At 73.8% G+C, this 26,903-nt stretch carries 25 protein-coding genes; 6 read left to right on the forward strand and 19 right to left on the reverse strand.

All coding sequences use genetic code 11. From position 1 onward, the window contains the following. Positions 1-103: 103 nt before the first annotated feature. Complete coding sequence (paaB, locus tag BLS21_RS07480) at positions 104-466, reverse strand: 1,2-phenylacetyl-CoA epoxidase subunit PaaB (protein WP_091215887.1); 363 nt, start codon at positions 464-466, stop codon at positions 104-106. Next, complete coding sequence (gene paaA, locus BLS21_RS07485; protein ID WP_091215889.1) at positions 463-1,455, reverse strand: 1,2-phenylacetyl-CoA epoxidase subunit PaaA; 993 nt, start codon at positions 1,453-1,455, stop codon at positions 463-465. Before paaA ends, paaB begins: the two co-directional genes overlap by 4 nt. 223 nt (positions 1,456-1,678) lie before the next feature. Here paaA and paaK point away from each other — a divergent pair, with 223 nt between their 5' ends. From paaK to paaZ, 3 genes are read left to right on the forward strand one after another with little or no spacing between them, the layout of a single operon-like run. Next, positions 1,679-3,019, forward strand: a complete 1,341-nt coding sequence (paaK, locus tag BLS21_RS07490) for a phenylacetate--CoA ligase PaaK (RefSeq protein ID WP_091215891.1) — start codon at positions 1,679-1,681, stop codon at positions 3,017-3,019. Beyond that, positions 3,016-3,627: a TetR/AcrR family transcriptional regulator gene (locus tag BLS21_RS07495; RefSeq protein WP_091215894.1), complete on the forward strand. Its 612-nt coding sequence runs from the start codon at positions 3,016-3,018 to the stop codon at positions 3,625-3,627. Before paaK ends, BLS21_RS07495 begins: the two co-directional genes overlap by 4 nt. A 55-nt stretch (positions 3,628-3,682) precedes the next feature. Next, positions 3,683-5,737, forward strand: a complete 2,055-nt coding sequence (gene paaZ, locus BLS21_RS07500; RefSeq protein ID WP_091215897.1) for a phenylacetic acid degradation bifunctional protein PaaZ — start codon at positions 3,683-3,685, stop codon at positions 5,735-5,737. Positions 5,738-5,780: 43 nt separating this feature from the next. On the opposite strand, the gene BLS21_RS07505 is transcribed toward paaZ, so the two are convergent. Then, on the reverse strand, positions 5,781-6,410 hold the full coding sequence (locus BLS21_RS07505) for an FMN-dependent NADH-azoreductase (RefSeq protein ID WP_091215901.1): 630 nt from the start codon (positions 6,408-6,410) through the stop codon (positions 5,781-5,783). A gap of 124 nt (positions 6,411-6,534) precedes the next feature. On the opposite strand from BLS21_RS07505, the gene BLS21_RS07510 reads away from it, so the two are divergent. After that, positions 6,535-7,152: a TetR/AcrR family transcriptional regulator gene (locus BLS21_RS07510; protein WP_217636033.1), complete on the forward strand. Its 618-nt coding sequence runs from the start codon at positions 6,535-6,537 to the stop codon at positions 7,150-7,152. Here BLS21_RS07510 and BLS21_RS07515 read toward each other — a convergent pair. From BLS21_RS07515 to BLS21_RS07530, 4 genes are all read right to left on the reverse strand, one after another. Next, positions 7,106-8,428 (reverse strand): cytochrome P450, encoded by a 1,323-nt coding sequence (locus tag BLS21_RS07515; protein ID WP_245700148.1) that lies wholly within the window; start codon positions 8,426-8,428, stop codon positions 7,106-7,108. The two genes, BLS21_RS07510 and BLS21_RS07515, sit on opposite strands and share 47 nt — an antisense overlap. Positions 8,429-8,442: 14 nt before the next feature. Further along, a complete protein-coding gene (locus BLS21_RS07520) occupies positions 8,443-9,303 on the reverse strand; it encodes a 3-hydroxyacyl-CoA dehydrogenase family protein (RefSeq protein WP_091215906.1) in 861 nt (286 codons plus the stop codon). Then, positions 9,300-9,488 (reverse strand): hypothetical protein, encoded by a 189-nt coding sequence (locus tag BLS21_RS07525; protein WP_091215909.1) that lies wholly within the window; start codon positions 9,486-9,488, stop codon positions 9,300-9,302. Before BLS21_RS07525 ends, BLS21_RS07520 begins: the two co-directional genes overlap by 4 nt. 158 nt (positions 9,489-9,646) lie before the next feature. Next, on the reverse strand, positions 9,647-10,216 hold the full coding sequence (locus BLS21_RS07530) for an Lrp/AsnC family transcriptional regulator (RefSeq protein ID WP_091215911.1): 570 nt from the start codon (positions 10,214-10,216) through the stop codon (positions 9,647-9,649). A gap of 167 nt (positions 10,217-10,383) precedes the next feature. On the opposite strand from BLS21_RS07530, the gene hppD reads away from it, so the two are divergent. After that, on the forward strand, positions 10,384-11,589 hold the full coding sequence (gene hppD, locus BLS21_RS07535; protein WP_091215913.1) for a 4-hydroxyphenylpyruvate dioxygenase: 1,206 nt from the start codon (positions 10,384-10,386) through the stop codon (positions 11,587-11,589). 86 nt (positions 11,590-11,675) lie between these two features. Here the strand turns inward: hppD and BLS21_RS07540 are convergent, their stop codons facing one another. The 10 genes from BLS21_RS07540 to BLS21_RS07585 all read right to left on the reverse strand — a co-directional run bounded on the left by BLS21_RS07540 (position 11,676) and on the right by BLS21_RS07585 (position 23,374). After that, a complete protein-coding gene (locus tag BLS21_RS07540) occupies positions 11,676-12,368 on the reverse strand; it encodes an IclR family transcriptional regulator (RefSeq protein ID WP_091215916.1) in 693 nt (230 codons plus the stop codon). A gap of 133 nt (positions 12,369-12,501) precedes the next feature. Next, positions 12,502-13,950, reverse strand: a complete 1,449-nt coding sequence (locus tag BLS21_RS07545; RefSeq protein ID WP_091215918.1) for an aldehyde dehydrogenase family protein — start codon at positions 13,948-13,950, stop codon at positions 12,502-12,504. 76 nt (positions 13,951-14,026) lie between these two features. Then, positions 14,027-15,226 carry a fumarylacetoacetase gene (gene fahA, locus BLS21_RS07550; protein WP_091215920.1) on the reverse strand — a complete coding sequence of 400 codons (1,200 nt, stop codon included), beginning with the start codon at positions 15,224-15,226 and terminating at the stop codon, positions 14,027-14,029. Between the two features lie 55 nt (positions 15,227-15,281). Further along, a complete protein-coding gene (locus BLS21_RS07555; RefSeq protein WP_245700149.1) occupies positions 15,282-16,160 on the reverse strand; it encodes a hypothetical protein in 879 nt (292 codons plus the stop codon). Further along, positions 16,157-17,362 carry a homogentisate 1,2-dioxygenase gene (locus BLS21_RS07560; protein ID WP_091215922.1) on the reverse strand — a complete coding sequence of 402 codons (1,206 nt, stop codon included), beginning with the start codon at positions 17,360-17,362 and terminating at the stop codon, positions 16,157-16,159. Before BLS21_RS07560 ends, BLS21_RS07555 begins: the two co-directional genes overlap by 4 nt. Before the next feature lie 22 nt (positions 17,363-17,384). After that, the gene (locus tag BLS21_RS07565) at positions 17,385-18,983 is read right to left on the reverse strand and encodes an FAD-dependent monooxygenase (RefSeq protein ID WP_091215925.1); all 1,599 of its coding nucleotides are present in this window, start codon (positions 18,981-18,983) and stop codon (positions 17,385-17,387) included. Between the two features lie 8 nt (positions 18,984-18,991). After that, the gene (locus BLS21_RS07570; protein ID WP_091215927.1) at positions 18,992-19,954 is read right to left on the reverse strand and encodes an MBL fold metallo-hydrolase; all 963 of its coding nucleotides are present in this window, start codon (positions 19,952-19,954) and stop codon (positions 18,992-18,994) included. A gap of 210 nt (positions 19,955-20,164) precedes the next feature. Beyond that, positions 20,165-20,461 (reverse strand): hypothetical protein, encoded by a 297-nt coding sequence (locus BLS21_RS07575; RefSeq protein ID WP_091215929.1) that lies wholly within the window; start codon positions 20,459-20,461, stop codon positions 20,165-20,167. Positions 20,462-20,492: 31 nt separating this feature from the next. Further along, on the reverse strand, positions 20,493-21,842 hold the full coding sequence (locus tag BLS21_RS07580) for a flavin monoamine oxidase family protein (protein WP_091215932.1): 1,350 nt from the start codon (positions 21,840-21,842) through the stop codon (positions 20,493-20,495). 26 nt (positions 21,843-21,868) lie between these two features. Next, positions 21,869-23,374, reverse strand: coding sequence for an APC family permease (locus BLS21_RS07585; RefSeq protein ID WP_091215934.1), 1,506 nt, complete (start codon positions 23,372-23,374; stop codon positions 21,869-21,871). 325 nt (positions 23,375-23,699) lie between these two features. Here BLS21_RS07585 and BLS21_RS07590 point away from each other — a divergent pair, with 325 nt between their 5' ends. Further along, complete coding sequence (locus tag BLS21_RS07590) at positions 23,700-24,305, forward strand: TetR/AcrR family transcriptional regulator (RefSeq protein ID WP_091215936.1); 606 nt, start codon at positions 23,700-23,702, stop codon at positions 24,303-24,305. On the opposite strand, the gene BLS21_RS07595 is transcribed toward BLS21_RS07590, so the two are convergent. Next, positions 24,292-24,885: a TetR/AcrR family transcriptional regulator gene (locus BLS21_RS07595; protein WP_091215938.1), complete on the reverse strand. Its 594-nt coding sequence runs from the start codon at positions 24,883-24,885 to the stop codon at positions 24,292-24,294. The genes BLS21_RS07590 and BLS21_RS07595 overlap by 14 nt on opposite strands. 47 nt (positions 24,886-24,932) lie before the next feature. Beyond that, the gene (locus tag BLS21_RS07600; RefSeq protein WP_091215940.1) at positions 24,933-26,897 is read right to left on the reverse strand and encodes a primary-amine oxidase; all 1,965 of its coding nucleotides are present in this window, start codon (positions 26,895-26,897) and stop codon (positions 24,933-24,935) included. Between the last annotated feature and the right edge of the window lie 6 nt (positions 26,898-26,903).

Genomic DNA, 26,903 nt, shown 5'->3' on the forward strand with positions numbered 1-26,903 from the left:
CGTGCGCCAACGCAACGCTCCCTACCTCATGAACGCTCGGATGGAACGGCCGCTCTCAGGGCCCCGCTCCCCGAGGTACGAGGGGAGCGGGGGAGAGGGGGTCCTACATGTGGGGGACGTCCTCGGGGATCTCGTAGAACGTGGGGTGGCGGTAGACCTTGTCGCCGCTCGGGGCGAACAGCGGGTCCTTCTCGTCGGGGCTGGAGGCGGTGATGTCGGCGGCCTTGACCACCCAGATGCTCACGCCCTCGTTGCGCCGGGTGTAGACGTCGCGGGCGGCGTGCACCGCCATCTCGTCGTCCGGCGCGTGCAGGGACCCGACGTGCACGTGGTTGAGGCCGCGCTTCCCGCGCACGAACACCTCGTACAGGGGCCAGTCGCGCCGGCTGGCGGCGGGCCTGGGCTCGACGGGGATCTCGGCGCCGGTGGGGACCGCGCCGTGCCCGCCTTCGCTGGTGAGGCTCATGCCGCGCTCCCGGCGTGCTCCTCGGCCGGTCGGCCGCCGTCGTGCTTGCGGGCGTACGCCGTCGCCGCCTCGGTGACCCAGGCGTTGTCGTCGCGCGCGGCGCGGCGGCGGGCGATCCGCTCGTCGTTGGCCGGGCCGTGGCCGCTGATGACGCGTTTGAACTCGTCCCAGTCGATCGCGCCGAAGCGCCAGTGGCCGCTCTGCTCGTCCCAGGTCAGGTCCGGGTCGGGCAGCGTGACCCCGAGGAACTCCGCCTGCGGGACGCTCATGTCCACGAAGCGCTGGCGGAGCTCGTCGTTGCTGTGCCGCTTGATCCCCCAGGCCATCGACTGCGCGGAGTTGGGGCTGTCGTCGTCCGGCGGGCCGAACATCATCAGCGAGGGCCACCACCAGCGGTCGACGGAGTCCTGCACCATCGCCCGCTGCTCGTCGGTGCCGCGCATCATCGTCATCAGCAGCTCGTAGCCCTGCCGCTGGTGGAACGACTCCTCCTTGCAGATGCGGATCATCGCCCGCGCGTAGGGCCCGTAGGAGGAGCGGCACAGCGGCACCTGGTTGCAGATCGCCGCGCCGTCGACCAGCCAGCCGATGACGCCGACGTCGGCGTAGCTGAGCGTCGGGTAGTTGAAGATCGAGCTGTACTTCTGCTTGCGCTCGATGAGCTTGTCGGTGAGGTCGGCCCGGTCGGCACCGAGCGTCTCGGCGGCGGAGTACAGGTACATGCCGTGGCCGGCCTCGTCCTGCACCTTGGCCAGCAGGATCGCCTTGCGCCGCAGGCTGGGCGCGGCCAGCAGCCAGTCGCCCTCCGGCTGCATCCCGATGATCTCGGAGTGCGCGTGCTGGGCGACCTGTCGGATGAGCGTCCTGCGGTAGCCCTCGGGCATCCAGTCGCGCGGCTCGATGCGGTGGTCGGCGGCGATCGTGGCGTCGAACTGCCGCTGCAGCGCGGCCTCGTCAGGAGCGGGCCGTTCCAGGGTGGGTGCCGACATCTCGTTCCCTCGGTGCGACGGCGAACGGTCATTTACTGACCGTATGGTCGGTAATGAGTCTGCACGACGTGCCGCCGCCGCACAAGCCCACGGGGCGAGTTCTTCCCGGGGGCTTGACAGGGCCTCCGGTGGGGAGTTCATTACCTGACCATCCGGTCGGTATTTGGCGCCTCGCGCTCCGCCGACCGTCCGGCGACGACGCTGCACGACGGAGGCACCGGCCATGACGGCTACGGCGAGCGAGAGCACCCGGCACCTGGGGCCGCCCCCCGACCAGACGCTCCTCGACCCGGCGGAGCGCCTGTCCGTCGACGAGCTCCGTGCCCTCCAGCTGGAGCGTCTGCAGTGGACGCTGCGGCACGCCTACGACAACGTGCCGCACTACCGGCAGGCCTTCGACGCCGCGGGCGTGCACCCCGACGACTGCAGGGAGCTCGCCGACCTGGCGAGGTTCCCCACGACCAGCAAGGCCGACCTGCGGGACAACTACCCGTTCGGGATGTTCGCCGTCCCGCAGGACCAGGTCCGGCGGGTGCACGCGTCCTCCGGGACCACGGGCCGGCCCACGGTCGTCGGCTACACCCAGCGCGACCTCGACACGTGGGCCACCGTCATGGCGCGCTCCATCCGGGCGGCCGGCGGGCGGCCCGGTGACGTGCTGCACAACGCCTACGGCTACGGCCTGTTCACCGGCGGGCTCGGCGCCCACTACGGCGCGGAGAAGCTCGGGTGCACGGTCATCCCGGTCTCCGGCGGCATGACCCCGCGTCAGGTCCAGCTGATCACCGACTTCCAGCCGCGGGTGATCATGGTGACGCCGTCCTACATGCTCACCGTCATCGACGAGTTCGAGAAGCAGGGCCTCGACCCCAGGGCCAGCTCGCTGGAGATCGGCATCTTCGGCGCCGAGCCGTGGACCGAGCAGATGCGCCGGGAGATGGAGGAGCGCGCCGGCATCCACGCCGTCGACATCTACGGACTGTCCGAGGTGATGGGCCCCGGCGTCGCCCAGGAGTGCGTGGAGACCAAGGACGGCCTCCACGTCTGGGAGGACCACTTCTACCCGGAGGTCATCGACCCGCTCACCGGCGAGGTGCTCCCCGAGGGCGAGCAGGGCGAGCTGGTCTTCACCTCGCTCACCAAGGAGGCCATGCCGGTCATCCGCTACCGCACCCGCGACCTCACCCGCCTGCTGCCCGGCACCGCGCGGCCCGGCATGCGCCGGATGGAGAAGATCACCGGCCGCACCGACGACATGATCATCCTGCGCGGGGTGAACCTCTTCCCGACCCAGATCGAGGAGATCGTCCTCCGTACGGCCGGGCTGTCGCCGCACTTCGCCCTGGAGCTGACCACGCGCGGCCGGATGGACCACCTGACCTGCCGGGTCGAGGCGCGCCCGGACTGCCCGGCCGATCGCCGGCCGAGCGCCGCCGCCGAGGTCGCGAAGGCGGTGAAGGACACCATCGGCACCAGCATCGAGGTGCTCGTCGTGGATCCGGAGACCCTGGCCCGGTCGATGGGCAAGCTCAAGCGGATCTACGACAACCGGGACCGCGCGTGACGTCCACGGCCGATCCGGCCCGGACCCGGCGCGGCCGCCCCGGCCACTCGCTGGACTCCCTGCTGGACATCGCGGTCGCGGTCTTCAACGAGCGCGGCTACGACGCCACGAGCATGGACGAGCTCGCCACCCGGCTCGGCGTCACCAAGTCGGCGATCTACCACCACGTGTCCAGCAAGGTCGAGCTGCTGCGGCTGGCGCTGGACCGCGCGCTGGACGCGTTGTTCGCCGTCACCGAGGAGCCGGGCGCCACCAGCGGTCCGGCCATCGACCGGCTGGAGCACGTCGTCCGGGGTTCGGTCCGCGTGCTCACCGAGCAGTTGCCGTTCGTCACCCTGCTGCTCCGGGTGCGCGGCAACTCCCCCGTCGAGGAGGCGGCGCTGGCACGCCGCCGCGAGTTCGACCGGATCGTCACCGACCTCGTGCGCGCCGCCGAGGAGGAGGGCGACGTCCGTCCCGACGTCGGCCCCGCGGTCACCAGCCGGCTGCTGTTCGGCACCGTCAACTCGCTCACCGAGTGGTACCGCCCGGACGGCGGCCTGTCCGCCGACGACCTCGCCGACGCGCTCGTCGCCACGACCTTCCAGGGCCTGCGCGCCAGGTCCTGACACCTGCCCCGACCCCTGCCGGCCCGGGACCCGCCGGGCCCCTGAGGAGACCACCATGACCGACCCAGCCCCGCTCCTGGAGAGCTACGTCGCCGGGCGGTGGTACGTGGCACCGGACGACGGGACGCCGATCGCGGACGCCGTCACCGGCGAGACGGTCGTCCGGATCAGCAGCACCGGCCTGGACGTGGCGGCCATGCTCGACCACGCCCGGACCGTCGGCGGCCCGGCGCTGCGCGAGCTGACCTTCCACCAGCGGGCCGGTCTGCTCAAGCAGCTGGGCCTGCACCTGATGGCCGACAAGGACGCGTTCTACGCGCTGTCCCGCCGCACCGGCGCCACCGACCGCGACAGCGCGGTCGACATCGACGGCGGCTTCGGGACGGTCCTGTCCTACGCGAGCAAGGGCCGCCGCGAGCTGCCCGACGACACCGTCGTCCTCGACGGTGCGGTCGAGCCGCTCGGCAGGGGCGGCACCTTCGTCGGCCAGCACCTCTACACGCCGCTGCGCGGGGTGGCCGTGCAGATCAACGCGTTCAACTTCCCGGTGTGGGGCTTCCTGGAGAAGCTGGCTCCGGCCTTCCTCGCCGGCGTGCCGACGATCGTGAAACCGGCCAGCCAGACCGCCTACCTCACCGGGGCGGTCGTCCGGGCGATCGTCGAGTCGGGCCTGCTGCCCGAGGGCTCGGTGCAGCTGCTGGCCGGCAGCGCGACCGGCCTGCTCGACGGGTTGGCCGGCCAGGACCTGGTGTTCTTCACCGGCTCGGCCGCGACCGCCCGCAAGCTGCGCAGCCACCCGGCGGTGGTCGCCCACTCGGTGCGCTTCAACGCCGAGGCCGACTCGCTCAACTGCTCCGTGCTCGGGCCCGACGCCACCCGGGACACCCCCGAGTTCGACCTGTTCGTCGAGCAGCTGGTCACCGAGATGACGGTCAAGGCCGGCCAGAAGTGCACGGCGATCCGCCGCGCGCTCGTGCCGCGCGACCTGGTGGACGACGTCGTCGAGGCGACCCGGGAGCGGCTGGCCGAGGTCGTCGTCGGTGCACCCGACGCCGAGGGGGTCCGGATGGGGGCCCTGGCCGGGCTCGACCAGCGCGAGGAGGTGCTGCGCTCGCTCAAGGCCCTGCGCGGCGTCGCCGAGCTGGTCGCCGGGGACCCGGACCGCTTCGAGGTGGTGGGGGCCGACCGCGACCGCGGCGCGTTCCTGCCGCCGATGCTGCTGCGCTGCGACGACCTGACCGCCGCCGAGCCGCACGACGTCGAGGCCTTCGGGCCGGTCAGCACGGTGCTGCCCTACGACGGCGTGGCGCAGGCCGTGGAGCTCGCCGCGCGCGGCCAGGGCAGCCTGGTCGGCTCGGTGGTGACCCACGACCGGGAGTTCGCGCGGGAGTTCGTGCTCGGCGCGGCGCACGCGCACGGCCGCATCCTGGTGCTCGACCGCGACGACGCGGGGGAGAACACCGGCCACGGCTCGCCGCTGCCGGTCCTGGTGCACGGTGGCCCGGGCCGGGCCGGCGGGGGCGAGGAGCTCGGCGGCATCCGCGGCGTGCTGCACCACATGCAGCGCACCGCGGTGCAGGCCTCGCCCGACATGCTCACCGCCATCGGGGGCCGCTGGGTCGCCGGGGCGGAGCGGAACGACGACGGCGTGCACCCGTTCCGCAAGTCGCTGGCCGAGCTGCGCATCGGTGACTCCGTCACGGCCGGCCCGCGCCGGGTGACGCTGGAGGACATCGAGCACTTCGCCGAGTTCACCGGCGACACCTTCTACGCCCACATGGACGAGGAGGCCGCCCGGGCCAACCCGCTCTTCGGTGGCCGGGTCGCGCACGGCTACCTGGTCGTCTCGTGGGCGGCGGGGCTGTTCGTCGACCCGGACCCGGGTCCGGTGCTGGCCAACTACGGCGTCGACGCCCTGCGCTTCCTGACTCCCGTGAAGCCGGGGGAGGAGCTGACGGTCACGCTCACCTGCAAGCAGATCACCCCGCGCGGCGGCGCCGACCACGGCGAGGTCCGCTGGGACGCCGTCGTGGTGAACGGCGAGGGCGCACCCGTGGCGACCTACGACGTCCTCACGATGGTCGCCAGGACCTGGCCCCCGGCCGCGTGAGCGGCGGGGCTCGGGAGCGGGCCCCGCTCCCGCGCCCCGCCGTTCAGAAGACCTTGGCGATGTCGCGGGCCGCCGCCATCGCCGCCTGGCGCGACTCCTCGGCGTCGCCGGTCAGGGTGGGGTGGAAGCGGATCCGGCTGATGTCGGTGATGCCGGTCCAGGCGAGCCAGTCGTCGAAGTACGTGGACTGGAAGTCACGACCGAACTCCGGACCCAGGGCCGGGCCCCACACCGCGCTGGTGTAGACGACGGCGGCGCGCTTCCCCGTGCCCGCGAGCAGGTGGCGGTAGCCGGTGACCGGGTCGACGTCGAAGACCATCCCGGGCTGGGAGACCACGTCGATGAACTGCTTGAGGACGTAGGGCACCCCGGCGTTCCACATCGGCACGCTGAACAGCAGCCGGTCGGCGGCGGCGAAGCGGCGGAAGGTCTCCACCGCGGCTCGCCAGGCGGCGGCCTGGGCGCCCTGGGGAGCGCCACCGCCGAAGACGGTCATCTTCGCGCCCGCCGCTGCGGGCCCGAACTCCGGCAGCGTCCCGTCCCACAGGTCCCAGGTGTCGACGACCGCGTCGGGGTGGGCGTCCCGGTAGGTCTCGACGAAGGCGCCGGCGATCTGCAGGGAGACCGACTCGGCACCGCGCGGCGAGGCGGAGACGTGCAGGAAGGTGGACACGGAGGACCTCCTCGGAGGGGCGGCGCAGCGACCCCGCGCCGATGTGGACTAGAGTCCGGTTATGTCCTGCGAAGGTACCGGACCGCAGTCCGCTTCGTCAACGCCGGCGGTCGCCTCCGGTCGCGTGGAGCTGCCCGTCCTCGGATCACCGGTCGTGCGCGAGCGCGCCGACGCCGCCCGCAACCGGCTCCGGGTGCTGGCCGCCGCGGAGCGGCTGTTCGGCGAGCGGGGCGTCAGCGGCGTGACCATGGACGACGTCGCCGCCGCCGCGGGAGTGGGGAAGGGCACGCTGTACCGGCGGTTCACCGACAAGGGCGGCCTGGCGGTCGCGCTGCTCGACGAGCGCGAGCGCGAGCTGCAGCAGCTGATGCTGGCCGGCCCTCCGCCGCTCGGCCCCGGTGCCGACCCGGTGCCCCGGCTGGTCGCGTTCGTCCAGGCCTACCTCCAGTTCCTCGAGCGGCACCTGGACCTGGTGCTGCTGTCGGAGACGGCTGCCCCGGGGGCTCGGCTGCGCACCGGCGCGCACGCCTTCTGGCGCCAGCACTGCCGCTACCTGCTGGACCGGGCCGGGGCCCCGGACGCCGACCTGCGCGCCGACGTCCTGCTGGCCGCCCTCTCCGCCGAGCAGGTCCGCCACTGGCGGGAGGACGAGGAGCGGGACGCCGAGGGCCTGGCCGGGTCCCTGGCCGCAGTGGTCAGCGCGCTGGCGCGGTCCCGACCCACCGGACGGGCAGGCGCTTGACCCCGCGCTGGAAGTTCGACCGCAGGAGCACCGGCGGCCCGTCCAGCTCCAGCGCACCGGTGCGACGCAGCAGCTCGGCGAACAGCGCACGCATCTGGACCCGCGCCAGCTGTGCACCGAGGCAGAAGTGCGGCCCGTGCCCGAAGGCCAGGTGCGGGTTGGGGGAGCGGCGGACGTCGAAGCGGTCCGGATCGGCGAACACCGCCTCGTCCCGGTTGGCGGACGTGAACGAGACGACGACCTTGTCCCCGGCGCGGATGCGGACGCCGGCGAGCTCGACGTCGGTCGTGGCGGTGCGGCGGAAGACCATCACCGGCGTCCACCAGCGCAGCATCTCCTCGACCGCGCCGGGCAGCAGGGCCGGGTCGGCACGCACCGCGGCCATCTGGTCGGGGTGCTGCAGGAGCGCGATCAGCCCACCGGGCAGGCCGTTGCGCAGGGTCTCGTTCCCGGCCACGGCGAAGAGCCAGAACATGTTCTCGAACTCCTCGTCGCTCACCTGGCCGCCGTCCTCGTCCACCTGGGCCAGCAGGATCGACATCACGTCGCTGCCGGGGGAGCGGCGCTTCTCCTCGGCCAGCAGCCGGGCGTAGGCGTAGAGGTCGGGCATGCCGGCGCGGGTGCGCGGGTCCGGCATCCGGCCGTCCGGGCCGGGGGCCGGGCGCAGCGCGACGGCCGCGCGGGCCATCGCCGTCCCGCCGGTTCCGTCGAACGCCGCGGACGTGGCGTAGTCGGGGTCCTGCCAGCCGATCACCCGGTTCGACCAGTCGAACATCAACCAGCGGTCCTCGGCCGGCACGCCCAGGACGTCGGCGAGGGTGAGCAGCGGCAGGTCCGCGGCCAGGTCCTTGGCGACGTCGCACCGGCCCTCGTCGGCGCCGCCCACCACCTGGTCCACCAGCCGGGCCGCCGTCGTCTCGATCGCCCCCGTCAGCGTGGCCACGGCCCGCGGGGTGAACGACCGGGTGAGCAGCCGCCGGAGCCGGGAGTGGTCCGGCGGGTCCGTGTTGAGCATCATCCGGCGGACCCAGGCGAGGTCGGCGGCGTCGCGGACCTGCGTCGCGCCCAGCCACGAGGAGAACGTCGCCGGGTCCCGGAGCACCCGTTCCACGTCGGCGTGCCGCAGCACCAGCCAGAACCCGGGGCCGGCCGGCTGGCCGTGCAGGGCGGGCTCCTCCACCCAGGCGACCGGCGTCTCCGCCCGCAGCCGGTCCAGCAGCTGGAACGGCGGGCCGTCCTCGTACATGGCCGGGTCGACGACGGCCGCGGTGTCCACCGGCTCGGGTCCTCTCAGCTCTCGTAGGTGTGGAACCCGCGCCCGGTCTTGCGGCCCAGCTCGCCCGCCGCCACCTTGTCGCGGAGCAGCTGCGGTGGGGCGAACCGCTCGCCGAGGGTGCGGTGCAGGTGCTCGGCGATCGCCAGCCGCACGTCCAGGCCCACCAGGTCGGTGGACCGCAGCGGGCCCATCGGGTGGCGGTAGCCCAGTTCCATCGCGGTGTCGATGGCCTCGGCGTCGGCGACGCCCTCCTCGAGCACCCGGATGGCCTCCAGGCCCAGCAGCACGCCCAGTCGCGAGGAGGCGAAGCCGGGGGAGTCCCGCACGACGATGCCGGTCTTGCCGAGGGCGCGCACCCAGCCGCGGGCGGCGTCGACCAGGACCGGATCGGTCTCCGGCGCGACGACGAGCTCGACGAGCCTCGACGCCGGCACCGGGTTGAAGAAGTGCATCCCGAGGAAGCGCGAGGGGCGCTCCAGCGCCGCGGCGAGCTCCGTCACCGACAGCGAGCTGGTGTTCGTGGCCAGCACGGCGGCGGGACCGGCGGCGGCCGCCGCCGCGCCCAGCACCTCGGCCTTCAGGTCGGCCCGCTCGGGGACGGCCTCGATCACCAGGTCGGTGTCCCGACCGAGGCCGGCGGGGGTCTCGAGCAGGGTCAGCCGGCTGAGCACGGTCTCGACGTCCCCGTCCAGCGTGCCCCGGCGGGCGGACTCCTCCAGCCCGTCGGCCACGCGCCCGCGGGCGGCCTCCGCGGCCTGCCCACCGGCCTCCACGACCGCGACGTGCGCGCCGGCGGCGAGGAAGACCTGCGCGATGCCGGCGCCCATGCGGCCGCCGCCGATGACGGCCACCCGGGTCGGGACGGCGGTGCTCATGCCTCCTCCACGAGCATCGCGACGCCCGGGCCGTCGCCGTTCACGATCTCCAGCCGCCGCAGCACGCCGATCGACCGGGCGGCGCAGGCCTCGGCGAACTCCACGGCGGCCGGGTCGCCCCCGTGCCGGCCCCGTGGGGTACGGACCCCGTCGACCAGGGAGACCTCGGTGGACCCGCGGGGCATCGGCGCTCCTCGGACGTGTCGGTGCGGGTCGGCAACACGATTTCCCGACCAAGCGTTCAGTATTTGTGTGGCCAGTCTGACGGATGCGCGACGGCCGGTGCAAGCCCCGCCCCAGGAGTGCGGGCGCGCGACGCCGCCACGTGGGTCCCGACCGCAGGTCACGGTGCGGGTCTGTCGTCGTCCCCGGAACTCGTGGGATCGCTGCCGTCCCGGTGGTCCGCCGTCCGCCGCATGCCGGAGCGGCCGGCGCCCGGTGCGGCCCCGGACTCCAGCAGTGGCCGGGTCCGCCACCGGACGAGCTCGGAGAGCGCCACGATGCTGGTCGAGCGCACCACCGCCGAGGACCGGTCCAGGTCGACGAGGACCTGCTGCAGGGCCTCGTGCGAGACGGCGGCGACCCGGCACAGCACGTCACCACTGCCGGTGGTGGAGTGCGCCTCGAGGACGCCGGGGATCTCCTCGAGGTCGCGCCGGACGGCGTCGATCGCGCCCTGGGCGATCTCCAGCGTCACGAAGGCCTGCACGCCGAAGCCCGCCGCGCGCACGTCGACGTCGGGCCCGTAGCCGCGGACCACGCCCGTCTCCTCCAGCCGTCGCAGCCGAGCCGTCACGGTGCCGCGGGCGACCCCGGTGAGCCGGGACAGCTCCAGGTCTCCTGCCCGAGGGGAGTCCTGCAGTGCGCTCAGCAGCGCCACGTCGAGCGCGTCGAGTCCCCGGCCGTCGGTCATCCTGCCCGCCTCCCGGCATCCTGAGCTGTGCAGTCTGCGCAGCCTATGACCAGTTCCGCTGGCCCGGGTGGACAGCCCGGGCAGGGGCACCGGTCCTGGTTGCGCAGTGCCGACCCGCGGTGTGTGGTGCAGGCGACACCGACGGACGTCCGGAGGAGGAGCCCGGCATGAGCCTCGAGCAGACCCTCAACGACGACGAGCGCCTCGCGCAGCTCGACCTCGACCAGCTCCGGCAGCTGGTCGGGCTCGTCGAGTACGACGCCTCCGGCGACCCGTTCCCCGTCTCCGGCTGGGACGCGCTGGTGTGGGTGGTCGGCAACGCCACGCAGGCCGCGCACTTCTACCAGTCGGCCCTCGGCATGGAGCTGGTCGCCTACTCCGGTCCGGAGACCGGCACCCGGGACCACCTCGCCTACGTGCTGCGGTCGGGTGCGGCCCGCTTCGTCGTCACCGGCGCCTACGACCCGGCCAGCCCGCTGGCCGACCACCACCGCCGGCACGGCGACGGCATCCGCGACATCGCGCTCTCGGTGCCCGACGTCGACCGGTGCATCGCGCACGCGCGGGCGCAGGGCGCGACGGTCCTCGAGGAGCCGCACGACCTCGGCGACGAGCACGGCACCGTCCGGCTGGCCGCCATCGCCACCTACGGCGACACCCGGCACACGCTGGTCGACCGCTCCCGGTACACCGGCCCGTACCTGCCGGGGTTCGCGGCCCGGACCTCGTCCCACCAGCCTCGACCCGGCCGGCCGGAGCGGCTGTTCCAGGCGGTCGACCACGTGGTGGGCAACGTCGAGCTCGGCGCCATGGACCGCTGGGTCGACTTCTACCACCGGGTCATGGGCTTCACCAACATGGCCGAGTTCGTCGGCGAGGACATCGCCACCGACTACTCGGCGCTGATGAGCAAGGTCGTCAGCAACGGCAACCACCGGGTCAAGTTCCCGTTGAACGAGCCCGCCATGGGCAGGAAGAAGTCGCAGATCGACGAGTACCTCGAGTTCTACGGCGGCCCCGGCGCCCAGCACGTGGCGCTGGCGACCAACGACATCCTCGCCACCGTCGACGCGATGACCGCCGAGGGGATCGAGTTCCTCCCCACCCCGGACTCCTACTACGAGGACCCCGAGCTGCGGGCCCGCATCGGCACCGTGCGGGTACCGGTCGAGGAGCTGCAGCGGCGCGGCGTCCTCGTCGACCGCGACGAGGACGGCTACCTGCTGCAGATCTTCACCCGGCCGATCGGCGACCGGCCCACGGTCTTCTTCGAGCTGATCGAGCGGCACGGCTCGCTCGGCTTCGGGAAGGGCAACTTCAAGGCGCTGTTCGAGGCGATCGAGCGGGAGCAGGCGCGGCGCGGCAACTTCTGAGGAAGGACCGCTCTCGCCCCACGCCTCGCAGGCTCGGCGCGGGGGCCCTGAGGGCGGCCGCTCCGGCAGGGCACCAGGCCGGCGGATCAGCGCAGCGCGGCGCCGACCTGCTGCGCGGAGCGGACGACGGCGCGGCCGATCCGCTCGGTGTCCGCGCCCTCGTCGACGAAGACGACCGCCAGCGCGGCGCGGGCACCCCCGTCGGGCCCGAGCACGGGGGCGGCGATCGACCGGACCCCGGGGATGACCTCGCCGTGCGAGCTGGCCCACCCGACCCGGCGGGCCTCGCGGAGTGCCTCGCGGTCATCGGGTGAGGCGGCCTCGGGCATGAGCAGGGCGAGGCCGGGTGCGCCCCGGCCCACCGGGTGCCGGATGCCCGGCCGGTACACCACGTGCGCCGGTGAGTCGTGCGGTTCGACGCTCGAGACGGTGACCGCCTCGTCACCGGCCCGGACGACCAGGAACGCCGTCATGCGCAGCTCCGCGACCAGGGCGTCGAGCCGGGGCAGGGCGGCGGACTGCAGGTCGGTCCGCACGCCCCGGGCGAGGCCGAGCATCCCCAGACCGAGCCGGTAGTGACCGGCCGGGTCCCGCTCGACGAGCTGGTGGTCCTCCAGCGTGCGCAGCAGGCGGTAGGTGATCGACCGGTGCAGCCCCAGCGCCGAGCCGATCTCGGCGATCGGCTGCGGGGTGCCGACGGCGGCCAGGTGCTCGAGGATGCGCAGGCCCCGGTCCAGCGTCTGCGACTGGGGCGCGCCCCCGCCGTTGCCTTCGCCCATCGCCGTCCTCTCGGTGCACCGTGCCCTCCCACCCTACGGTCGCCCTCGGCGGGCGCCGGGCCGGCCGGGGGACGGGAGGGGCGGCGGCACCGCCCGGCGCCCGTGCCGGGCGGTGCCGCGTCGCCGGTGGTGCTCAGCCGTTGACCACCTGCGGCACGGCCACCGCCTTCAGGCCCTCGACGCCGAACTCCAGGCCGTACCCGGACTTCTTGACCCCGCCGAAGGGGATCATCGGGTGCACGCCGCCGTGGGAGTTGATCCACACGGTGCCGGCCTCGAGCCGGGCGGCGACGGCGCGCGCCGCCTCCCGGTCGCTGCTCCAGACCGAGGCGCCGAGACCCACGTCGAGCCGGTTGGCCATCGCCACCGCCTGGTCGACGTCCTCGTAGCGCACGATGGGCAGCGCCGGGCCGAACTGCTCCTCGGCCACGAGCGGGTTGTCGTCGTCCACGTCGGCCACGAGCGTGGCCGGGTAGAAGTACCCGGGGGCGTCGGGGTCGGGGTCGCCCCCGACCAGGACCTTCGCGCCGGAGTCGCGCGCGGCGTCGACCAGGCGGGCGACGATCTCGTACTGCGCGCGGTTCTGCAGCGGGCCGAGCAGGTTCTGCTCGTCGAGCCCGCGGCCCATGGGCACGGCGCGCGCGACGTCGGCCAGCGCCGCGCAGACCTCGTCGTACACGTCGCTGTGGACGTACAGGCGCTTGAGCGCCGCGCAGGTCTGGCCGGTGTTGATGAACGCGCCCCAGAACAGGCCCTCGGCGATGGCGCGCGGGTCGACGTCGGGCAGCACGACGCCGGCGTCGTTGCCGCCGAGCTCGAGGGTCAGCCGCTTCACGGTGTCGGCGGAGCTGCGGATGATCGCCTGGCCGGTGGCGGTGGAGCCGGTGAACATGAGCTTGTCGACGCCGGGGTGGCCCGACAGCCGGGCGCCGACGTCGCCCTCGCCGGCCACGGCGGTCAGCACGTCGGCGGGCAGCACGCCGTTGAGGACCTGCACCAGTGCCAGCACGCTGAGCGGGGTGTGCTCCGAGGGCTTGACCACCACGGTGTTGCCCATCCGCAGCGCCGGGGCGACCTGCCAGATGGTGATCATCATCGGCCAGTTCCACGGGCCGATCGCGCCGACGACACCGACGGGCCGGTAGCGCAGTTCCGCGTGGGTCCCGCCGTCGTCGAGCACGGTGCCGCCCGGGAGCTCGGTGGCGGCGGTGGCGCGCAGCCAGGCCGCGCAGGCGCCGACCTCGAAGCGGGCGTTGGGGCCGTTGAGCGGCTTGCCCTGCTCGCGGGAGAGCAGCTCGGCGAGGGGCTCGGCCGCTGCCTCGACGGCGTCGGCGGCACGCAGCAGGAGGTCGATGCGCTCGGAGTCGGCGCGGGCGGCCCAGCCCGGCTGGGCGGCGCGGGCCCGGGCGACAGCGCGGTCGAGGTCCTCGGGGGACCCGAGGACGACGCGGCCCACGACCTCACCCGTCGCCGGGTCGAGGACCTCGCGGCCGTCGGCGGCGGTGACGCCCGCCAGCAGGCTCTCGTACGTCGGCGTCTCCGGCGTGGTGGTCACGGGCTCGGTCACGGCGGGGGTGGTCATCGGAGTCCTTCGTGGGTCGCTGCGGAGGTGGTCGATGGGGCGGTGCCGTTCGGGACGGCGGGCGTGGCGGGCGCGCTCACGGGGTCGGCTGGATCCGGCCGGTGACCTCCCCGAAGGCGATGCGCGTCCCGTCCGGCCCGGGTGCGGTGGCGGTGATCGTGACGACGTCGCCGTCCTCGAGGAACGTGCGCGTCGACCCGTCCGACAGCGCCAGGAGCTCCGTGCCGCCCCAGGACAGCTCGATGAACGAGCCACGCTGGTCGCGCTGCGGCCCGGAGACGGTCCCCGAGGCGTAGAGGTCGCCGGTGCGCAGGCTCGCGCCGTTGACGGTCATGTGCGCCAGCTGCTGGGCCGGGGTCCAGTACAGCGAGCCGAAGGGCGGGCAGCTGACGAGCTCGCCGTTGAGCCGCACCTCCAGCGTGAGGTCCAGGCCCCAGGGTTCGCCGGTGTCGTCCAGGTAGGGCAGCGGCTGCGGCTGCCGGGCCGGCGGCGCCACGCGCGCGGCCTCGAGCGCCGCCAGCGGCACGACCCAGGGCGACACCGAGGTGAGGAAGGACTTGCCGAGGAAGGGGCCCAGGGGCACGTACTCCCAGGCCTGCAGGTCCCGGGCGGACCAGTCGTTGACCAGGCAGACCCCGAAGACGTGCTCCGGGAACGCCGACAGCGGCACCGGGCGGCCGAGCTCGGAGGGCGTGCCGACGACGAAGCCGACCTCGGCCTCGATGTCCAGGCGCTGCGAGGGGCCGAAGGTGGGCCCGTCGTCGGCCGGCGCCTTGCGCTGACCGCTGGGCCGGACCACCGGTGTCCCGGAGACCTGCACCGTGCCCGCGCGGCCGTGGTAGCCGATCGGCAGGTGCTTCCAGTTCGGCGTCAGCGGCTCCGAGTCCGGGCGGAACATCCGCCCGAGGTTCTCCGCGTGGTGCTGGGAGCTGTAGAAGTCGACGTAGTCGGCGACCTCGACCGGCAGGTGCAGCGTCACGGCCTCGCGCGGCAGCAGGTGCGGCTCGACGGCAGCGCGGTGCGCCGGGTCGGCCAGCAGCTCCTGCAGCCGGGCGCGCAGGGCGTCCCACGTCGCCCGCCCACGGGACATCAGTGCGTTGAGCGAGCCGGTGGCCAGCGCGTCGGCGGCCGGGACGTCGAGCCGCGAGACGTCGAGGACGTGCCCGCCGATGGCGACGCCGACCCGTCGGGGGCCGTCGGGCTCGGTCGAGAAGACGCCGTAGGGCAGGTTGTCCGGCCCGAAGCCGGTGTCGGGGGGCAGGTCGAGCCAGGTCATCTCGGGGCCCCCGCGGGGACGTGGAGCGCCAGCGGAGCGTTCTCGTGGGGTCTGTTCACGCGGGGATCCGATCCGGGGAGGGCAGCAGGCCGAGGTGGACGAGGTCGTCGACCGGCTCGAGCACGCTGCAGGTGCCGAAGGAGGTGAAGGCGGCCCGGACGCGGGTGGCGCGTTCCGTCGGCCAGGTGCGCAGCGCCGCGACCAGGGCGCCGGGGTCGGTCTCGCCGAGCCACCCGGCGGCGACGGTCGGGGTCGCGCCCGAGGTCAGCGTGCCCACGGCCAGGAGCACGTTGAGGAACCCGTGGTGCGCGAACCCGGTGGCCGGGTCGGTGTGCCGGACGGCGGAGTGCAGGCCGGCGGTGCACTTGAGCGCCACCTCCCGCCTGGCACAGGCGGCCAGGGTCGCGGCGAGCTCCTCCGGGGAGGGGAACAGCGCGGCGCGCAGCCCGCCGGTGCGCAGCTTGGCGCGGTGGCGGGTCCCGGCGAGGACGTCGAGCACCTCGTCCCGGGCGGGGGTGCGGGGCAGCTCGACCGCCGCCGGCACACCGGCGGGCAGGACGTCGTCGAGGACCCGGACCGCCTCGCGGGCCGCCGCGGCGTCGGCCACGACCGGGACCTCGACGGCGGACAGCCGCAGCCGCGGGTCGGCGTCCACCCGGGCCGCGGCGGCCGGCAGGTCGCCGGCCGCCGCGATCAGCGAGATCCCGAACGGCGCGGCGTCGTCCCCCGAGGCGTCCCCGAGGTGCTCTCCCAGCTCGCCGAGGCGGGCGGCCGGGACGACGAACGGCCCGACCAGCTCGCCCAGCCGCGCCCGCAGCGCCCGGTGCGCCGGGACCGCGGCGGCCATCGGCGCGTCCCCGGGCGGGAACAGCGCCGCATCGTCGAACAGCCCGGCGAACAGTGCGCTGGACGACGTGGTGGACAGCGCCGTCACGCCGACGGCCCCCGCCCCGACCAGGTCCAGGCGTACTTCCCGTCGTCGACGGCGAGGCCCGCCTCGCCGAGGTCCAGCGGCCGGAAGGTGTCGACCATGACGGCGAGCTCGTCGAAGTACTCCACCCCGAGGGAGCGCTCCACGGCGCCGGGCTGCGGGCCGTGGCTGTGCCCGCCGGGGTGCACCGAGATCGAGCCCTTGCCGATGCCCGAGCCCTTGCGGGCCTCGTAGTCGCCGTCGACGTAGAACATGATCTCGTCGGAGTCGACGTTGGAGTGGTAGTAGGGCACCGGCACCGCCAGCGGGTGGTAGTCGACCTTCCGCGGCACGAAGTTGCAGATCACGAAGTTGTGGCCCTCGAAGACCTGGTGCACCGGCGGCGGCTGGTGCACCCGGCCGGTGATCGGCTCGTAGTCGGCGATGTTGAACGCGTAGGGGTAGAGGTGCCCGTCCCAGCCCACGACGTCGAACGGGTGCTCGGGGAGCACGTGCACCGTGCCGGCCAGCCCGCCGGGCCCGTTGCCGCGGTGCTTGACGTAGACCTCGACGTCGGTGCCCTCGGCCAGCAGCGGCTCGGCCGGCCCGCGCAGGTCCCGCTCGCAGTACGGGGCGTGCTCCAGGAACTGCCCGTACCTCGACAGGTAGCGCTTGGGCGGGGCGATGTGCGAGTTCGCCTCGATCGCGTAGGTGCGCAGCGGCTCGTCCCCGGTCGGGATCCACCGGTGCGTGGTGGTCCGCGGGATCAGCACGTAGTCGCCCTGCCCGACGGTCAGCGCGCCGAAGACGGTCTCCACCGTGGCCGCGCCCCGCTCGACGTAGACGCACTCGTCGCCGGTGGCGTTGCGGTAGTACGGGCTCGGCAGCGAGGAGACGGCGTAGGAGATGCGCACGTCGCCGTTGCCGAGCACCAGCCGGCGGCCGGTCACCGCGTCGACGGCCTTGTGCTCCTCACCCGGGAAGAGGTCGTGCAGCTTCAGGTGCCGGGGCACCAGCGGCGCGTTCGGGGTCAGGCTCTGGTCGGGCAGCTCCCACGGCCGGGCGTCGACGATCGCCGACGGGACGCCGCGGTGGTAGAGCAGGGACGAGTCCGAGGAGAAGCCCTCCTCGCCGACCAGCTCCTCGAAGTACAGGCCGCCGTCGGGCCGGCGGAACTGGGTGTGCCGCTTGGGCGGGACCTCGCCCACCTGTCGGTAGAACGCCATGGGAGTGCCTCCTCGGTACGGGTTACGCCGGGACGGGGGTGGGGACGGTGCGGGCGAGCAGCCGGGCCACCGCGGGGGCGACGTCGGCGGAGCGGGTCAGGACGGCGGCGACGTGGGCGTCCGGGCGCAGCACCCAGACCTCGTCGGGACGCGCGCCCAGGGCCTCCCGGAGCAGGCCGCTGGGGTCCAGGTCGCGCATGCGGTGGACCGACACCGGCAGGTCGCCGAGGCCGGGCAGGTCCGGCGCCGGGGCGTCGTCCCCGAGCAGGACGGTGACGCCCTCGCGGGCGAGCTGGCGCAGCCGGACGACCTCGGGCCGGCCGGGCACGGTCACCGGGCAGTCCGGCACCAGCACGCCGGGGGCGGGCACCGGGACGTCGCCGCGCGCCGGGCGGCCCGGGAACGGGCGCGCCGGGTCGGGGGTGGTGAGCGGGGAGTCGACGTACCAGAACGGCTCGGCCAGCCGGCCGGAGTCGACCTGGGCCCGGGCGGCCGGGTCGGTGGCCGCCCGCTCCAGGACGTCGAGCCGGTGGCGCGCCTCCTCCTCGCTGCGCGGCACGAGGAAGCGCATCGTCGCGGTGGTGACGTCGATGTTCTCCTGCGCCGCGGCGTGCCGCTCGGCGTGGTAGCTCTCCAGCAGCTCCTCGGGTGCCCAGCCGCGCCGGACGAAGGCGATCTTCCACGCGGCGTTCTCGGCGTCGAGGACGCCGGAGTTCAGGCCGCGGGCGCCGAAGGGGCTGACCAGGTGCGCCGCGTCGCCGGCGACCAGGACCTTCCCGACCCGCATCCGGTCCACCAGCCGGGAGTGGAAGCGGTAGACCGACTTCCACACGATCTCGTAGGGGCGGTCGCCGATCACCTGGCGGATCCGCCGGTCCAGCGAACCTGCGGCCTCCTCGGCGGCGAGGTCGAAGTGCGGCGGCACCTGCCAGTCGATGCGGAAGGTGGAGTCCGGGCAGGGGTGGATGAGCACCTGGCGGCCGCGGTTCCACTCCGGGTCGAAGTAGAAGCGCCGCTCGGTCTCCCACCCGGGCAGGTCGGTGCGGATGTCGCAGATGAGGAAGTAGTCCTCGAACGACTCGCCGGGGAAGGTCAGCCCCAGCATCGACCGGAGCGCGTCGCTGCGGGGGCCGGGGCAGGCCACGGCGTGCGAGCCGCGCAGCTGCACCTCGCCGTCCGGGGTCTCGCAGGTGACGGTGACCCCGTCGTCGTCCTGGTCGATCCCGGTGACCCGGTGCGACCAGCGCACGTCGACCAGCGGTGAGGCGGCGATCCGCTCGTCGAGGAGGGCCTCGGTCTCGCACTGCGACACGTTCACGAACGGCGGGAAGGGCGAGCGGCCGCGGTCGGCGAAGGTGAAGCTGAACAGCTCGGCGTCGCGGTGGAAGGTGCGCGCGGTGGTCCAGGTGACCCCGCGGCGGGCGATCTCGGCACCGACGTCGACGGCGTCCCACACGTCGAGCACGTCGCGCTGCTGGCAGATGGCCTTGCTGCCGACGGGGTCGCGCTCGGGGCGGGCGTCGAGGACGACGACCGGCAGGCCCCAGCGGGCCAGCAGGAGTGCGGTGGTCTGGCCGACCGGGCCGGCGCCCAGGACCAGCACGGGGGCGGGAGAGGTCATCGGGGGCCTCATCCCTGCAGCTCGTCCCAGACCTGGCGGTCGCGCTCGGCGGTCCAGATCACGGGGCGCTCGATGCCGGAGAACTCGTCCCACAGCCGCTGGACGTCGAAGGGGAGGCAGTGCTCGAAGATCGGCCACGAGCCGTACTTGGGTGCCAGGGCCTCGTGGGTGGCGGCGAACGCGTCCTTGAGGGTGCCGCCGGACCGGTGCGCCTCGCCGACGGTGCGCTGCATGGTGAGCAGGAAGTCGCGGGTCTGCTCGATCGCGGCGTCGACCTGGTCGCGGCCGCGGGCGATGGCGCCGCGCCCGCCGATCAGCTGTCGCGCGCCCAGGGCCTTGACCCGGTCGAGCGTGCCGGCGGCCCAGTCGAAGTGGAACGCGTCGCCGGTGTAGAGCGCGGCCTGGGACTCCACCAGGTCGCCGGCGAACACGATCTCCTGCTTGGGCAGCCACGCGACGATGTCGCCCTCGGTGTGCCCGCGGCCGAGGAACTCCAGGACCAGCTCACCGCGGTCGCCACCGAGCTCGATGGTCAGCTTGTCCCGGAAGGTCATGGTCGGCCAGGTCAGGCCCGGGATGGACTCCGGCTCCTCGAACAGCCGCGGCATCCGGCCGTACTCGCTCTCCCAGTCCTGCTGGCCGCGCTCCTCGATGAGGTGCTTGGTCTGCTCGGAGCTGACGATCACCTCGGCGTCGAAGGCGCTGGCGCCCAGCACGCGGACGGCGTGGTAGTGGCTGAGCACGAGGTAGCGGACGGGCTTGTCGGTGTGCTCGCGCAGCTTGGCCAGCCAGCGGCGGGCGGCGACCGGGGTCGCCAGGGCCTCGAAGCAGACGAGGAAGTCCTCGCCCTCGATGGCGCCCAGGTTGGGGTCGCCTTCCGCGGTCAGGGCGTACACGCCGTCGGCGAGCACCTCGAGGGTCTGCTCCTTGACGCCGAGGTCGGCGGAGGAGGCGAAGGGCTTGGCTGCCATGGGGAGGTCTCCAGGTCTACGGCTGTTCGTTAGTCGAATCAGCTGTTCTCTTACTGGTCTAACGGTACGGGTCTGTGATGGTCGGCACAAGGGCTTCGAGGCGCTGGTTCGGATGTGCGGTGGGCCGATGGGTGTATCCACGCCGTGATGTGCCGGCGCCCGGGCCGCCGGGGGTTTCCCAGCGCCCGGGCGCCTGTGGTGCCGGGGAGGTCAGGCGACGGGCATCCACGCCATGTCGATCGAGACGACCTCGCTGACGGCCGCCATCCGGCCGAACTCGGGCATGTCGGCGGCCTCGGCGTTGGCCGCCTCGGCCTGCTCGACGCTGTCGTAGACCCAGACGTCGGTCCAGGTGCCGTCCTCGCGCTTCGCGATGACGGGTGCCGCGACGAAGCCGGGGATCGCGGCGGCGACGGCGGCGACGGCGCCGGGGCGGCTGGCGAGGAACTCCTCCTCCTGGCCCTCGTGGACGCGGACGTGGACGAACTCGACGAGGTGCTGCTTCACGGGGTCCTCTCTTCTCTCGGTGGTCGGCGGATCAGGACGGGACGAGGGCGCTGGTGCCGGTCGCCGGGAGCTCCTCGACGGCGGTCAGCAGCGCGTGCACCTCGCGGCCGGCGCGCATCCCGCTCTCGATGGCGCCGTCGATGAACCCGGCCCAGCCGTCGGCGTAGTCCGAGCCGGCGAGGAACACGCGGCCCTCCGGCCGCTGCAGCTCGGCGAGCGATCCGGTGAGCTGGCCGGCGCGCTGCATCGGCCAGGTCTCGCCCGAGAGGTCGTCGGCGACCCAGTCGTGGCTGGCGACCTCCAGCACCTCGGCGTCGGGCAGCCAGGTGCGCAGCGCCTCCTGGACGGCGGCGGGGTCGGTGCCGTCCAGCCGCTCGCTGACCGAGCCGAAGGCGACCACGAGCGTCTCGCCGTCAGCGACGTGCTCGACCTGGCACAGCGTCAGCGGCGCGGAGCCGGGCGCGAGGGCGACGAACGGCTCGTGCTCACCACGCAGCCGGGCCCACACCTTGACGCCCTGGGACGCCTGGCCCTGGTGGGCGGCCCGCCGCTTGCCCTCCGACAGCGGCGGGTCGAAGGAGACCGAGTCCAGCACGTTCAGCGGCAGGGTCACGACCACCGCCGCGGCCGTCAGCGTCGAACCGTCCGCCAGCGTGACGCCGGCCCCGCCGTCGTCCCGGGTCACCGACGCGACCCGGGTGCCCGTGCGGATCTCCACCCCGGCATCGGCGGCGATCGCCTCGATCAGGCCGCGGGTGCCACCGACGATCTTGTAGGTGGCGCAGGCCTCGAACATCAGTTGCCAGCTGCCGCCGGCCAGGGCGCACCAGCGCAGGCCCTGCGCGTAGCCGCCGTCCTCCGTGCGGCCGCTGAAGTTGGTCGCCCACATGCCCTCGACGGCGTCGAACTCCTCGGGGGTCAGGTCGAGCTCCTCCAGCTTCTGCCGGATGGTCAGGCCGTCGACCTCGGCGAGCCGGTCGCCGGCGAGCAGCGGTCGGTACGGCTGCGGGAAGTGGGTGAGGCACTCCTCCGTGCTGCCGGTCATGCCTCGGTCGATCAGCCCGAGCAGGTCGTCGGCGGTGCCGCTGTGCAGCGTGCCGCCGCTGAGCCAGTAGCCCGTGACCGGCGTGGGGGAGGGGGTCACGCCGATGCCGTAGCGGCTCAGCTCGGCCCAGGTGTGGGGCTGGATCCAGTGGACCCAGGTGCCGCCCATCTCCAGGTCGCGGCCGAGCCGCTGGTCGGTCCAGGTGCGTCCGCCGATGCGGTCGCGGGCCTCCAGTACCAGCACGCGGTGCCCCTGCCGGCGCAGCTCGCGGGCGGCGGTGAGCCCGGCGAAGCCGGCGCCGACCACGATGACGTCGGTGTCGTGCGAGGTGGACATGTCGCTCCTTGCGTTTCCGGGTGTGGTCAGACGGTGGGGGTGGTCGGCGCGAGACCCGCGGTCGGCGGAGGCGGGACCGTCAGCCCCTCGCCGTCCGGGCGCCGGCGGAGCGACTCCAGGGCGACGCCGATGAGCAGCGCCAGGGGGACGGAGAGGACCAGCGGCACCGCGGTGCCCGGGGAGCCCCCGATCAGCAGGGTGAAGTTGGTCAGCACCAGTGCGGCCAGCGCGGCGATCAGCACCGCGGCGAGGACCGGCGCGACGAGCGTCTGCCACGGTCGGGTGTCCAGCCGGGTGCGCCGGAAGAAGACCACCACCGAGATGGACGTGAGGAAGTACAGGACCACCAGGCCGAGGACGGCGACGCCGCTGAACCAGGCGAACAGCGTGAGCACCGGGTCCAGGCCGAGCACCGCGAACGGCATGACCAGCACCAGGGCGAGCACCGTCTGCAGCCCGCTGGCGACGAAGGGCGCGCCCTGCCGGGTGGTCCGGGAGACCGTCGCCGGCAGCGCCCCGCCCTCGCCCAGCGAGTGCACGTACCGGTTGGAGGCGTTGTGGAAGGCGAGGATCCCGGCCAGCAGCGAGGTCGCCAGCAGGACGCCGCCGACCTCGGCCGCCCACGGGCCCAGGGCGCCCGAGATGGCCGCGAACAGCAGCACGGTGCTGTCGCCGGACTCCAGGGCGCTCCCGGCGGCGGCGACGACCTGGTCGGCGCCGTAGGAGCTGACCACCATCCAGGAGACGAAGGCAAAGAACAGCGCGATGGTGGCGACGGCCAGGTAGGTGGCCCGCGGGACGGTGCGGGCGGGGTCCTTCGCCTCGGCCGAGTAGATCGCGGTCGACTCGAAGCCGAACATCGACGCGATGCCGAAGGTCAGCGCGATGCCGGGCGCGCCGGCCAGCAGCGCGGACGGCGCGAAGCTGGCGCCGGGGTCCAGCCCCTGCGGGCCCCCGCCGCTGAACAGGGTGACCAGCGCGAAGGCGAGCAGGATCCCCATCTCCCCGGCGACGAGCAGGCCGAGGAAGCGGGCGCCGAGCTCGATGTTCAACGATCCGAGCACCTGGACCAGGACCATCGTGGCCAGCGCGCACGCCCACCACGGCGGGGCGACGCCCAGGTAGGTGCCGGCGAGGGAGGACACGATCACGCCGTACAGGCCGTACATGCAGGCCTGCACCGTGTTGTAGGACCACAGCGCCAGCAGCGCCGACCCGGTGCCGAGGCGCCGGCCCAGCCCGCGGCCGATGTAGGCGTAGAAGGCGCCCTCGGCGGTGACGTGCCGGCTCATCGCGATGAAGCCCACCGCGAAGAGCGCGATGACCAGGCCGACGACCAGGTACGCGGCCGGCGCACCCGCGCCGTTGCCCAGCGCCACGGCCAGTGGCAGGGCACCGCCGATGCCGGTCAGCGGCGCCTGGGCGGACAGGACGAAGAACAGGATGCCGACGACGCCGATGGCGCCGCGCTTGAGCTGACGGTGGTCGTTCCGCTCACGCGCAGGCGCGGCGGTCTGGGTCGAGTGGGACATGGTCGCTCCGGAGGAAGGCGGCGGGATCCGGGCGCCGTGGTCGGGGACCGCGGCGACGGGGAACGGGCGTCGTCCTGCATCGGGACGACGTGGTGCGGAGTGCCCGGCACCCAGAACTGGTCAGATGGACAGTTGTGAGCGCCGACACAGAGGATGCACATGCGGGTGAAACTGGTCAAGCGGTCAGTTCGGGTCTTCTCGGAGTCGTGCGGCCCGCGCGCAGGGCGTCGCGCCGTGGCGACCGGGTCGCGCGAGGGGGGCCGGAGGGGCCGGCCTCCGGCTCGCCGGCGGTGCGTACCGTCGGCCCATCGAGGATCGGGGGGACATGACAGGGACCGAGACCGCCGCGGTGGCCGCGCGCCCGGCACCGGGCTACGGGGAGGGGCGGCGCGCTCTGCTGGCCGCCGCCGTCCACGTGGTCGCCACCCGGGGGCTGCGCCACCTGACCTACCGGTCCGTGGCCCAGGAGGCCGGAGTCGCGCACGGACTCGTGGCGCACCACTTCGGTACCCGGAACGCCCTGCTGGAGGCGGCGCTGGAGTTCTCGCTGGGCAACAGCGTGGGCTCGATCAGCTCCGAGCCGGGGAGCGGCGACCTGGACGCGCTGTTCGCCGGGGTGGCCGAGATGGTCCGGGCGCACCCTGACGACCAGGCGTTCCAGTACGAGCTGATCCTGGAGGCGCGGCGCCGGCCGGAGCTCCGCCCGCAGGTGGAGCAGGTCTACGCCACCTACCGCGAGGCGCTGCGGACCGAGCTGGCGGCTGCGGGCATCGCTGCCGACGACGCCCTCGTGCACCTGGTGTTCGCCGCCGTGGACGGACTGGTCTTCCAGCAGGTGTGCCTCGAGGAGCCGGCGAGGACCCCCGCGGCGCTGGAGTGCCTGCGCGCCCTCCTCCGTCCCCTGGCCGAGCGGCCCGTCAGCGCGGACTGAGCGCGGCGAGGGCCGCGTCCAGCATCGCCAGCTGGGTCGCCGCAGGCGTGGGCGAGTCGGGCAGGAGGGCGAGCACCTGGAGACCCAGGGCGAGGGCGAGCAGCTGGTCGGCCAGGACGTCGTCCGCCGTGGCCACCGTGACGTCGCCGTCCTCGCGTCCCTGGCGCAGCAGCTCCCGGATGTCACGGCGCCACCGCTGCATGGCCGCGTCGTTGAGCCGGGCCAGCCGCTCGTCGGTCACCGTGCGGTTCCAGAAGGGCAGCACGATGCGCGCCTCCAGCCGGGTCACCTCGGTGGTCGGCACGACCTCCACCAGGAAGGCGCGCAGCGCCGCGACCCCTCGCTCCCCGGCCACGGCCGCCCGGATCCGGTCGTTGGTCCGCTCGAAGACGTGCACGTAGGCCGCCTCGACCAGCTCGTCCTTGTTGGCGAAGTAGTGGGCCAGTGCACCGTTGGCGTAGCCGGCTTCGCGGGCGATCTCCCGCATCGTCGCGGCGTCCGCTCCCCGCGTGGCCATGAGGCGCCAGGTCACCTCCAGGATCTCCTGGCGTCGTTGCTCGCGGTCCACCAGCTTCGGCACGGGGCTCCCGTCGGTCGTCGGTGCCCCCAGTCTGCCGATCGCGGTGCTCAGCCATGGCAGCAGCCGTCCCCGGCGTCGCTCCCGCCGCCGGCCGCGCGGGAGCGGCAGTGGGCGCTGGCGTTCGGGGGGACGTCCAGGGTGGGGTTGCGGTCGAAGAAGCCGACCGGCTTGAGCCGGAAGCCGGTGTGGTCGACCGGCATGACCGGCCAGTCCTCGGGCCGGGGGACGTGGGTGAGTCCGAAGGTGTGCCACACCACCAGGTCGCTCGCCTCCAGCTCCCGGTCGGCGGCGACGTACTGGGGCAGTCCGGCGCCGCCGGGGTGCTGGTTGACGAAGTCGCCGGCCGCGTAGCGCTCCGCCGGGTCGTGGCGGGTGACCCACAGGTGCTTGGCGGCGAAGGTGGCCCGGCGGTGGATGGGGCTGTCCGGGTCGGCGAGCAGGGTCGGCTGCCCCTCCGGGAGCAGCGCGTAGGCGACCGGCTCGCCCAGGCGGTTGCGGCTGTTCGGGTTGCTGATGTGCCAGACGCGGCCCACCGACTGGTCGGCCATCCGCTGCGCCTCGGACTCGCGGCGCAGCGTCGTCCGCCGCTGGGCGAAGGCGTTGCCGCGCGGGTTGTCCGGCCCCATCGGGACGCGGACGAAGTCCAGTTCCTCGACGGTGTTGGTGGGCCCGTCGACGGCCATGTCCAGCCGGGCGCTGAACAGGTGCTGGTGGAAGGGGGCGCCCAGGCCCGGGGCGATCTCGGACGCGTACGGGTAGCCGTCGCCCGGGTGGGCGGAGGTGAAGACGATCCCGGTCGCCTTGACCTCGAACCCGATGGTGCCGTCGAGGTAGAGGTACCAGTAGAAGCCGTAGTCGTAGTTGCCGATCGTGGTGAAGAAGCTGACCACCATGCGGCGCTGGCGCCGGGTCTCCGACGAGCCGGCCCACAGGTCGGTGTGCTTCCAGAGGACGCCGACGTCCTCCTCGTGCATGCAGATGGCGTTGCGCAGCACCTGGGGGTTGCCGCGCTCGTCGGCGATGACGGCGTCCATGTAGGTGATGTCGCCGAGGCAGTCGCAGCCCAGCTCGAGGGCGTTGGCGTAGCGGCCGACCAGGTACTCGCCGGTGTCGAAGTAGTTCTGCCACGACCGGACGGGGGAGGGGTCGGCGTAGGGCACCACCATCTCGGCGATCGAGGCCCGGTGGACGACCGGCCGCAGCCGTCCGCCGTCGTGGAAGCCGATCTGGTGCAGGGTCAGCCCCTCGCGGGCGTCGAACCCGACCCGCAGCTGCCAGCCCTCCCAGGTCAGCAGGTTGCCGTCGAGGGTGAAGCTCGGGCCCTCGGGTTGGGTGATCTCGATCGGCCTCTGGCTGGTGCGCAGGGGGCCGGTGACCGCCGGGTCGTGGAAGTTGCCCGACTCCTCGGGCACCGGGACGGGTCCGAGGTCGATGACCCGGTCGACGGTCCTGTGCATCACGTCGACGTAGGCGACCAGCCCGTCGACCGGGTGGGCCCAGGCGTGGTCGCGGGGGTGGTCCTGGCGGAAGGCCAGGCCGCGCAGGATCCGCCGCCCCTCCTCCTCCGGGTACTCGAAGACGCCGGCGGACAGGGGCGCCACCCGGACGTCGGCGACGTCGAGCCCGCGGGCGGCCAGTGCGGCCAGCCAGCGCTCGTCGGTCGCCAGCACCTCCTCCACGAGCGCGAACTCCTCGTCGAGCACCGGCAGCTGCCCGTCGGTGGCGGCGTCCAGCGCCCGGTCGGAGACGATCGCCCCGTCGGTCACGGAGACGACGACGTCGTGGGCGTTCGGCCGCTCGACGTCGTGCAGGAGCACCCGCACCCGTCGCTCGGGGACGACGTCGGCGTACAGCGCCGCCTTGTCCGGTTCCTCCAGGCCGACGTAGACGAAGCGGGTCGACCCGACGACCAGGCCGGCCGTCGCGAGCACCTCGCGGACGGTGGAGACCTCGTCCGCGGTCAGCTGCTCGAGGGGGTGGGTGGCTGTCGACGCCGTGGCGAGTGCGGCCATGGGGGC

It is taken from the genome of Geodermatophilus siccatus (assembly GCF_900103785.1).
GTDB classification, from domain to species: Bacteria; Actinomycetota; Actinomycetes; order Mycobacteriales; family Geodermatophilaceae; genus Geodermatophilus; species Geodermatophilus siccatus.

What these genes read in the sequence shown, in the direction of transcription:
- BLS21_RS07600 (WP_091215940.1), bottom strand. Translation starts at nt 26,897, where the DNA reads ATGGCCGCACTCGCCACGGCGTCGACAGCCACCCACCCCCTCGAGCAG.
- BLS21_RS07545 (WP_091215918.1), bottom strand. Translation starts at nt 13,950, where the DNA reads ATGACCACCCCCGCCGTGACCGAGCCCGTGACCACCACGCCGGAGACG.
- BLS21_RS07580 (WP_091215932.1), bottom strand. Translation starts at nt 21,842, where the DNA reads ATGTCCACCTCGCACGACACCGACGTCATCGTGGTCGGCGCCGGCTTC.
- BLS21_RS07585 (WP_091215934.1), bottom strand. Translation starts at nt 23,374, where the DNA reads ATGTCCCACTCGACCCAGACCGCCGCGCCTGCGCGTGAGCGGAACGAC.
- fahA (WP_091215920.1), bottom strand. Translation starts at nt 15,226, where the DNA reads ATGACCTGGCTCGACCTGCCCCCCGACACCGGCTTCGGGCCGGACAAC.
- paaZ (WP_091215897.1), top strand. Translation starts at nt 3,683, where the DNA reads ATGACCGACCCAGCCCCGCTCCTGGAGAGCTACGTCGCCGGGCGGTGG.
- BLS21_RS07540 (WP_091215916.1), bottom strand. Translation starts at nt 12,368, where the DNA reads ATGGGCGAAGGCAACGGCGGGGGCGCGCCCCAGTCGCAGACGCTGGAC.
- paaK (WP_091215891.1), top strand. Translation starts at nt 1,679, where the DNA reads ATGACGGCTACGGCGAGCGAGAGCACCCGGCACCTGGGGCCGCCCCCC.
- hppD (WP_091215913.1), top strand. Translation starts at nt 10,384, where the DNA reads ATGAGCCTCGAGCAGACCCTCAACGACGACGAGCGCCTCGCGCAGCTC.
- BLS21_RS07570 (WP_091215927.1), bottom strand. Translation starts at nt 19,954, where the DNA reads ATGGCAGCCAAGCCCTTCGCCTCCTCCGCCGACCTCGGCGTCAAGGAG.
- BLS21_RS07525 (WP_091215909.1), bottom strand. Translation starts at nt 9,488, where the DNA reads ATGCCCCGCGGGTCCACCGAGGTCTCCCTGGTCGACGGGGTCCGTACC.
- BLS21_RS07520 (WP_091215906.1), bottom strand. Translation starts at nt 9,303, where the DNA reads ATGAGCACCGCCGTCCCGACCCGGGTGGCCGTCATCGGCGGCGGCCGC.
- paaB (WP_091215887.1), bottom strand. Translation starts at nt 466, where the DNA reads ATGAGCCTCACCAGCGAAGGCGGGCACGGCGCGGTCCCCACCGGCGCC.
- BLS21_RS07565 (WP_091215925.1), bottom strand. Translation starts at nt 18,983, where the DNA reads ATGACCTCTCCCGCCCCCGTGCTGGTCCTGGGCGCCGGCCCGGTCGGC.
- BLS21_RS07590 (WP_091215936.1), top strand. Translation starts at nt 23,700, where the DNA reads ATGACAGGGACCGAGACCGCCGCGGTGGCCGCGCGCCCGGCACCGGGC.
- BLS21_RS07560 (WP_091215922.1), bottom strand. Translation starts at nt 17,362, where the DNA reads ATGGCGTTCTACCGACAGGTGGGCGAGGTCCCGCCCAAGCGGCACACC.
- BLS21_RS07530 (WP_091215911.1), bottom strand. Translation starts at nt 10,216, where the DNA reads ATGACCGACGGCCGGGGACTCGACGCGCTCGACGTGGCGCTGCTGAGC.
- paaA (WP_091215889.1), bottom strand. Translation starts at nt 1,455, where the DNA reads ATGTCGGCACCCACCCTGGAACGGCCCGCTCCTGACGAGGCCGCGCTG.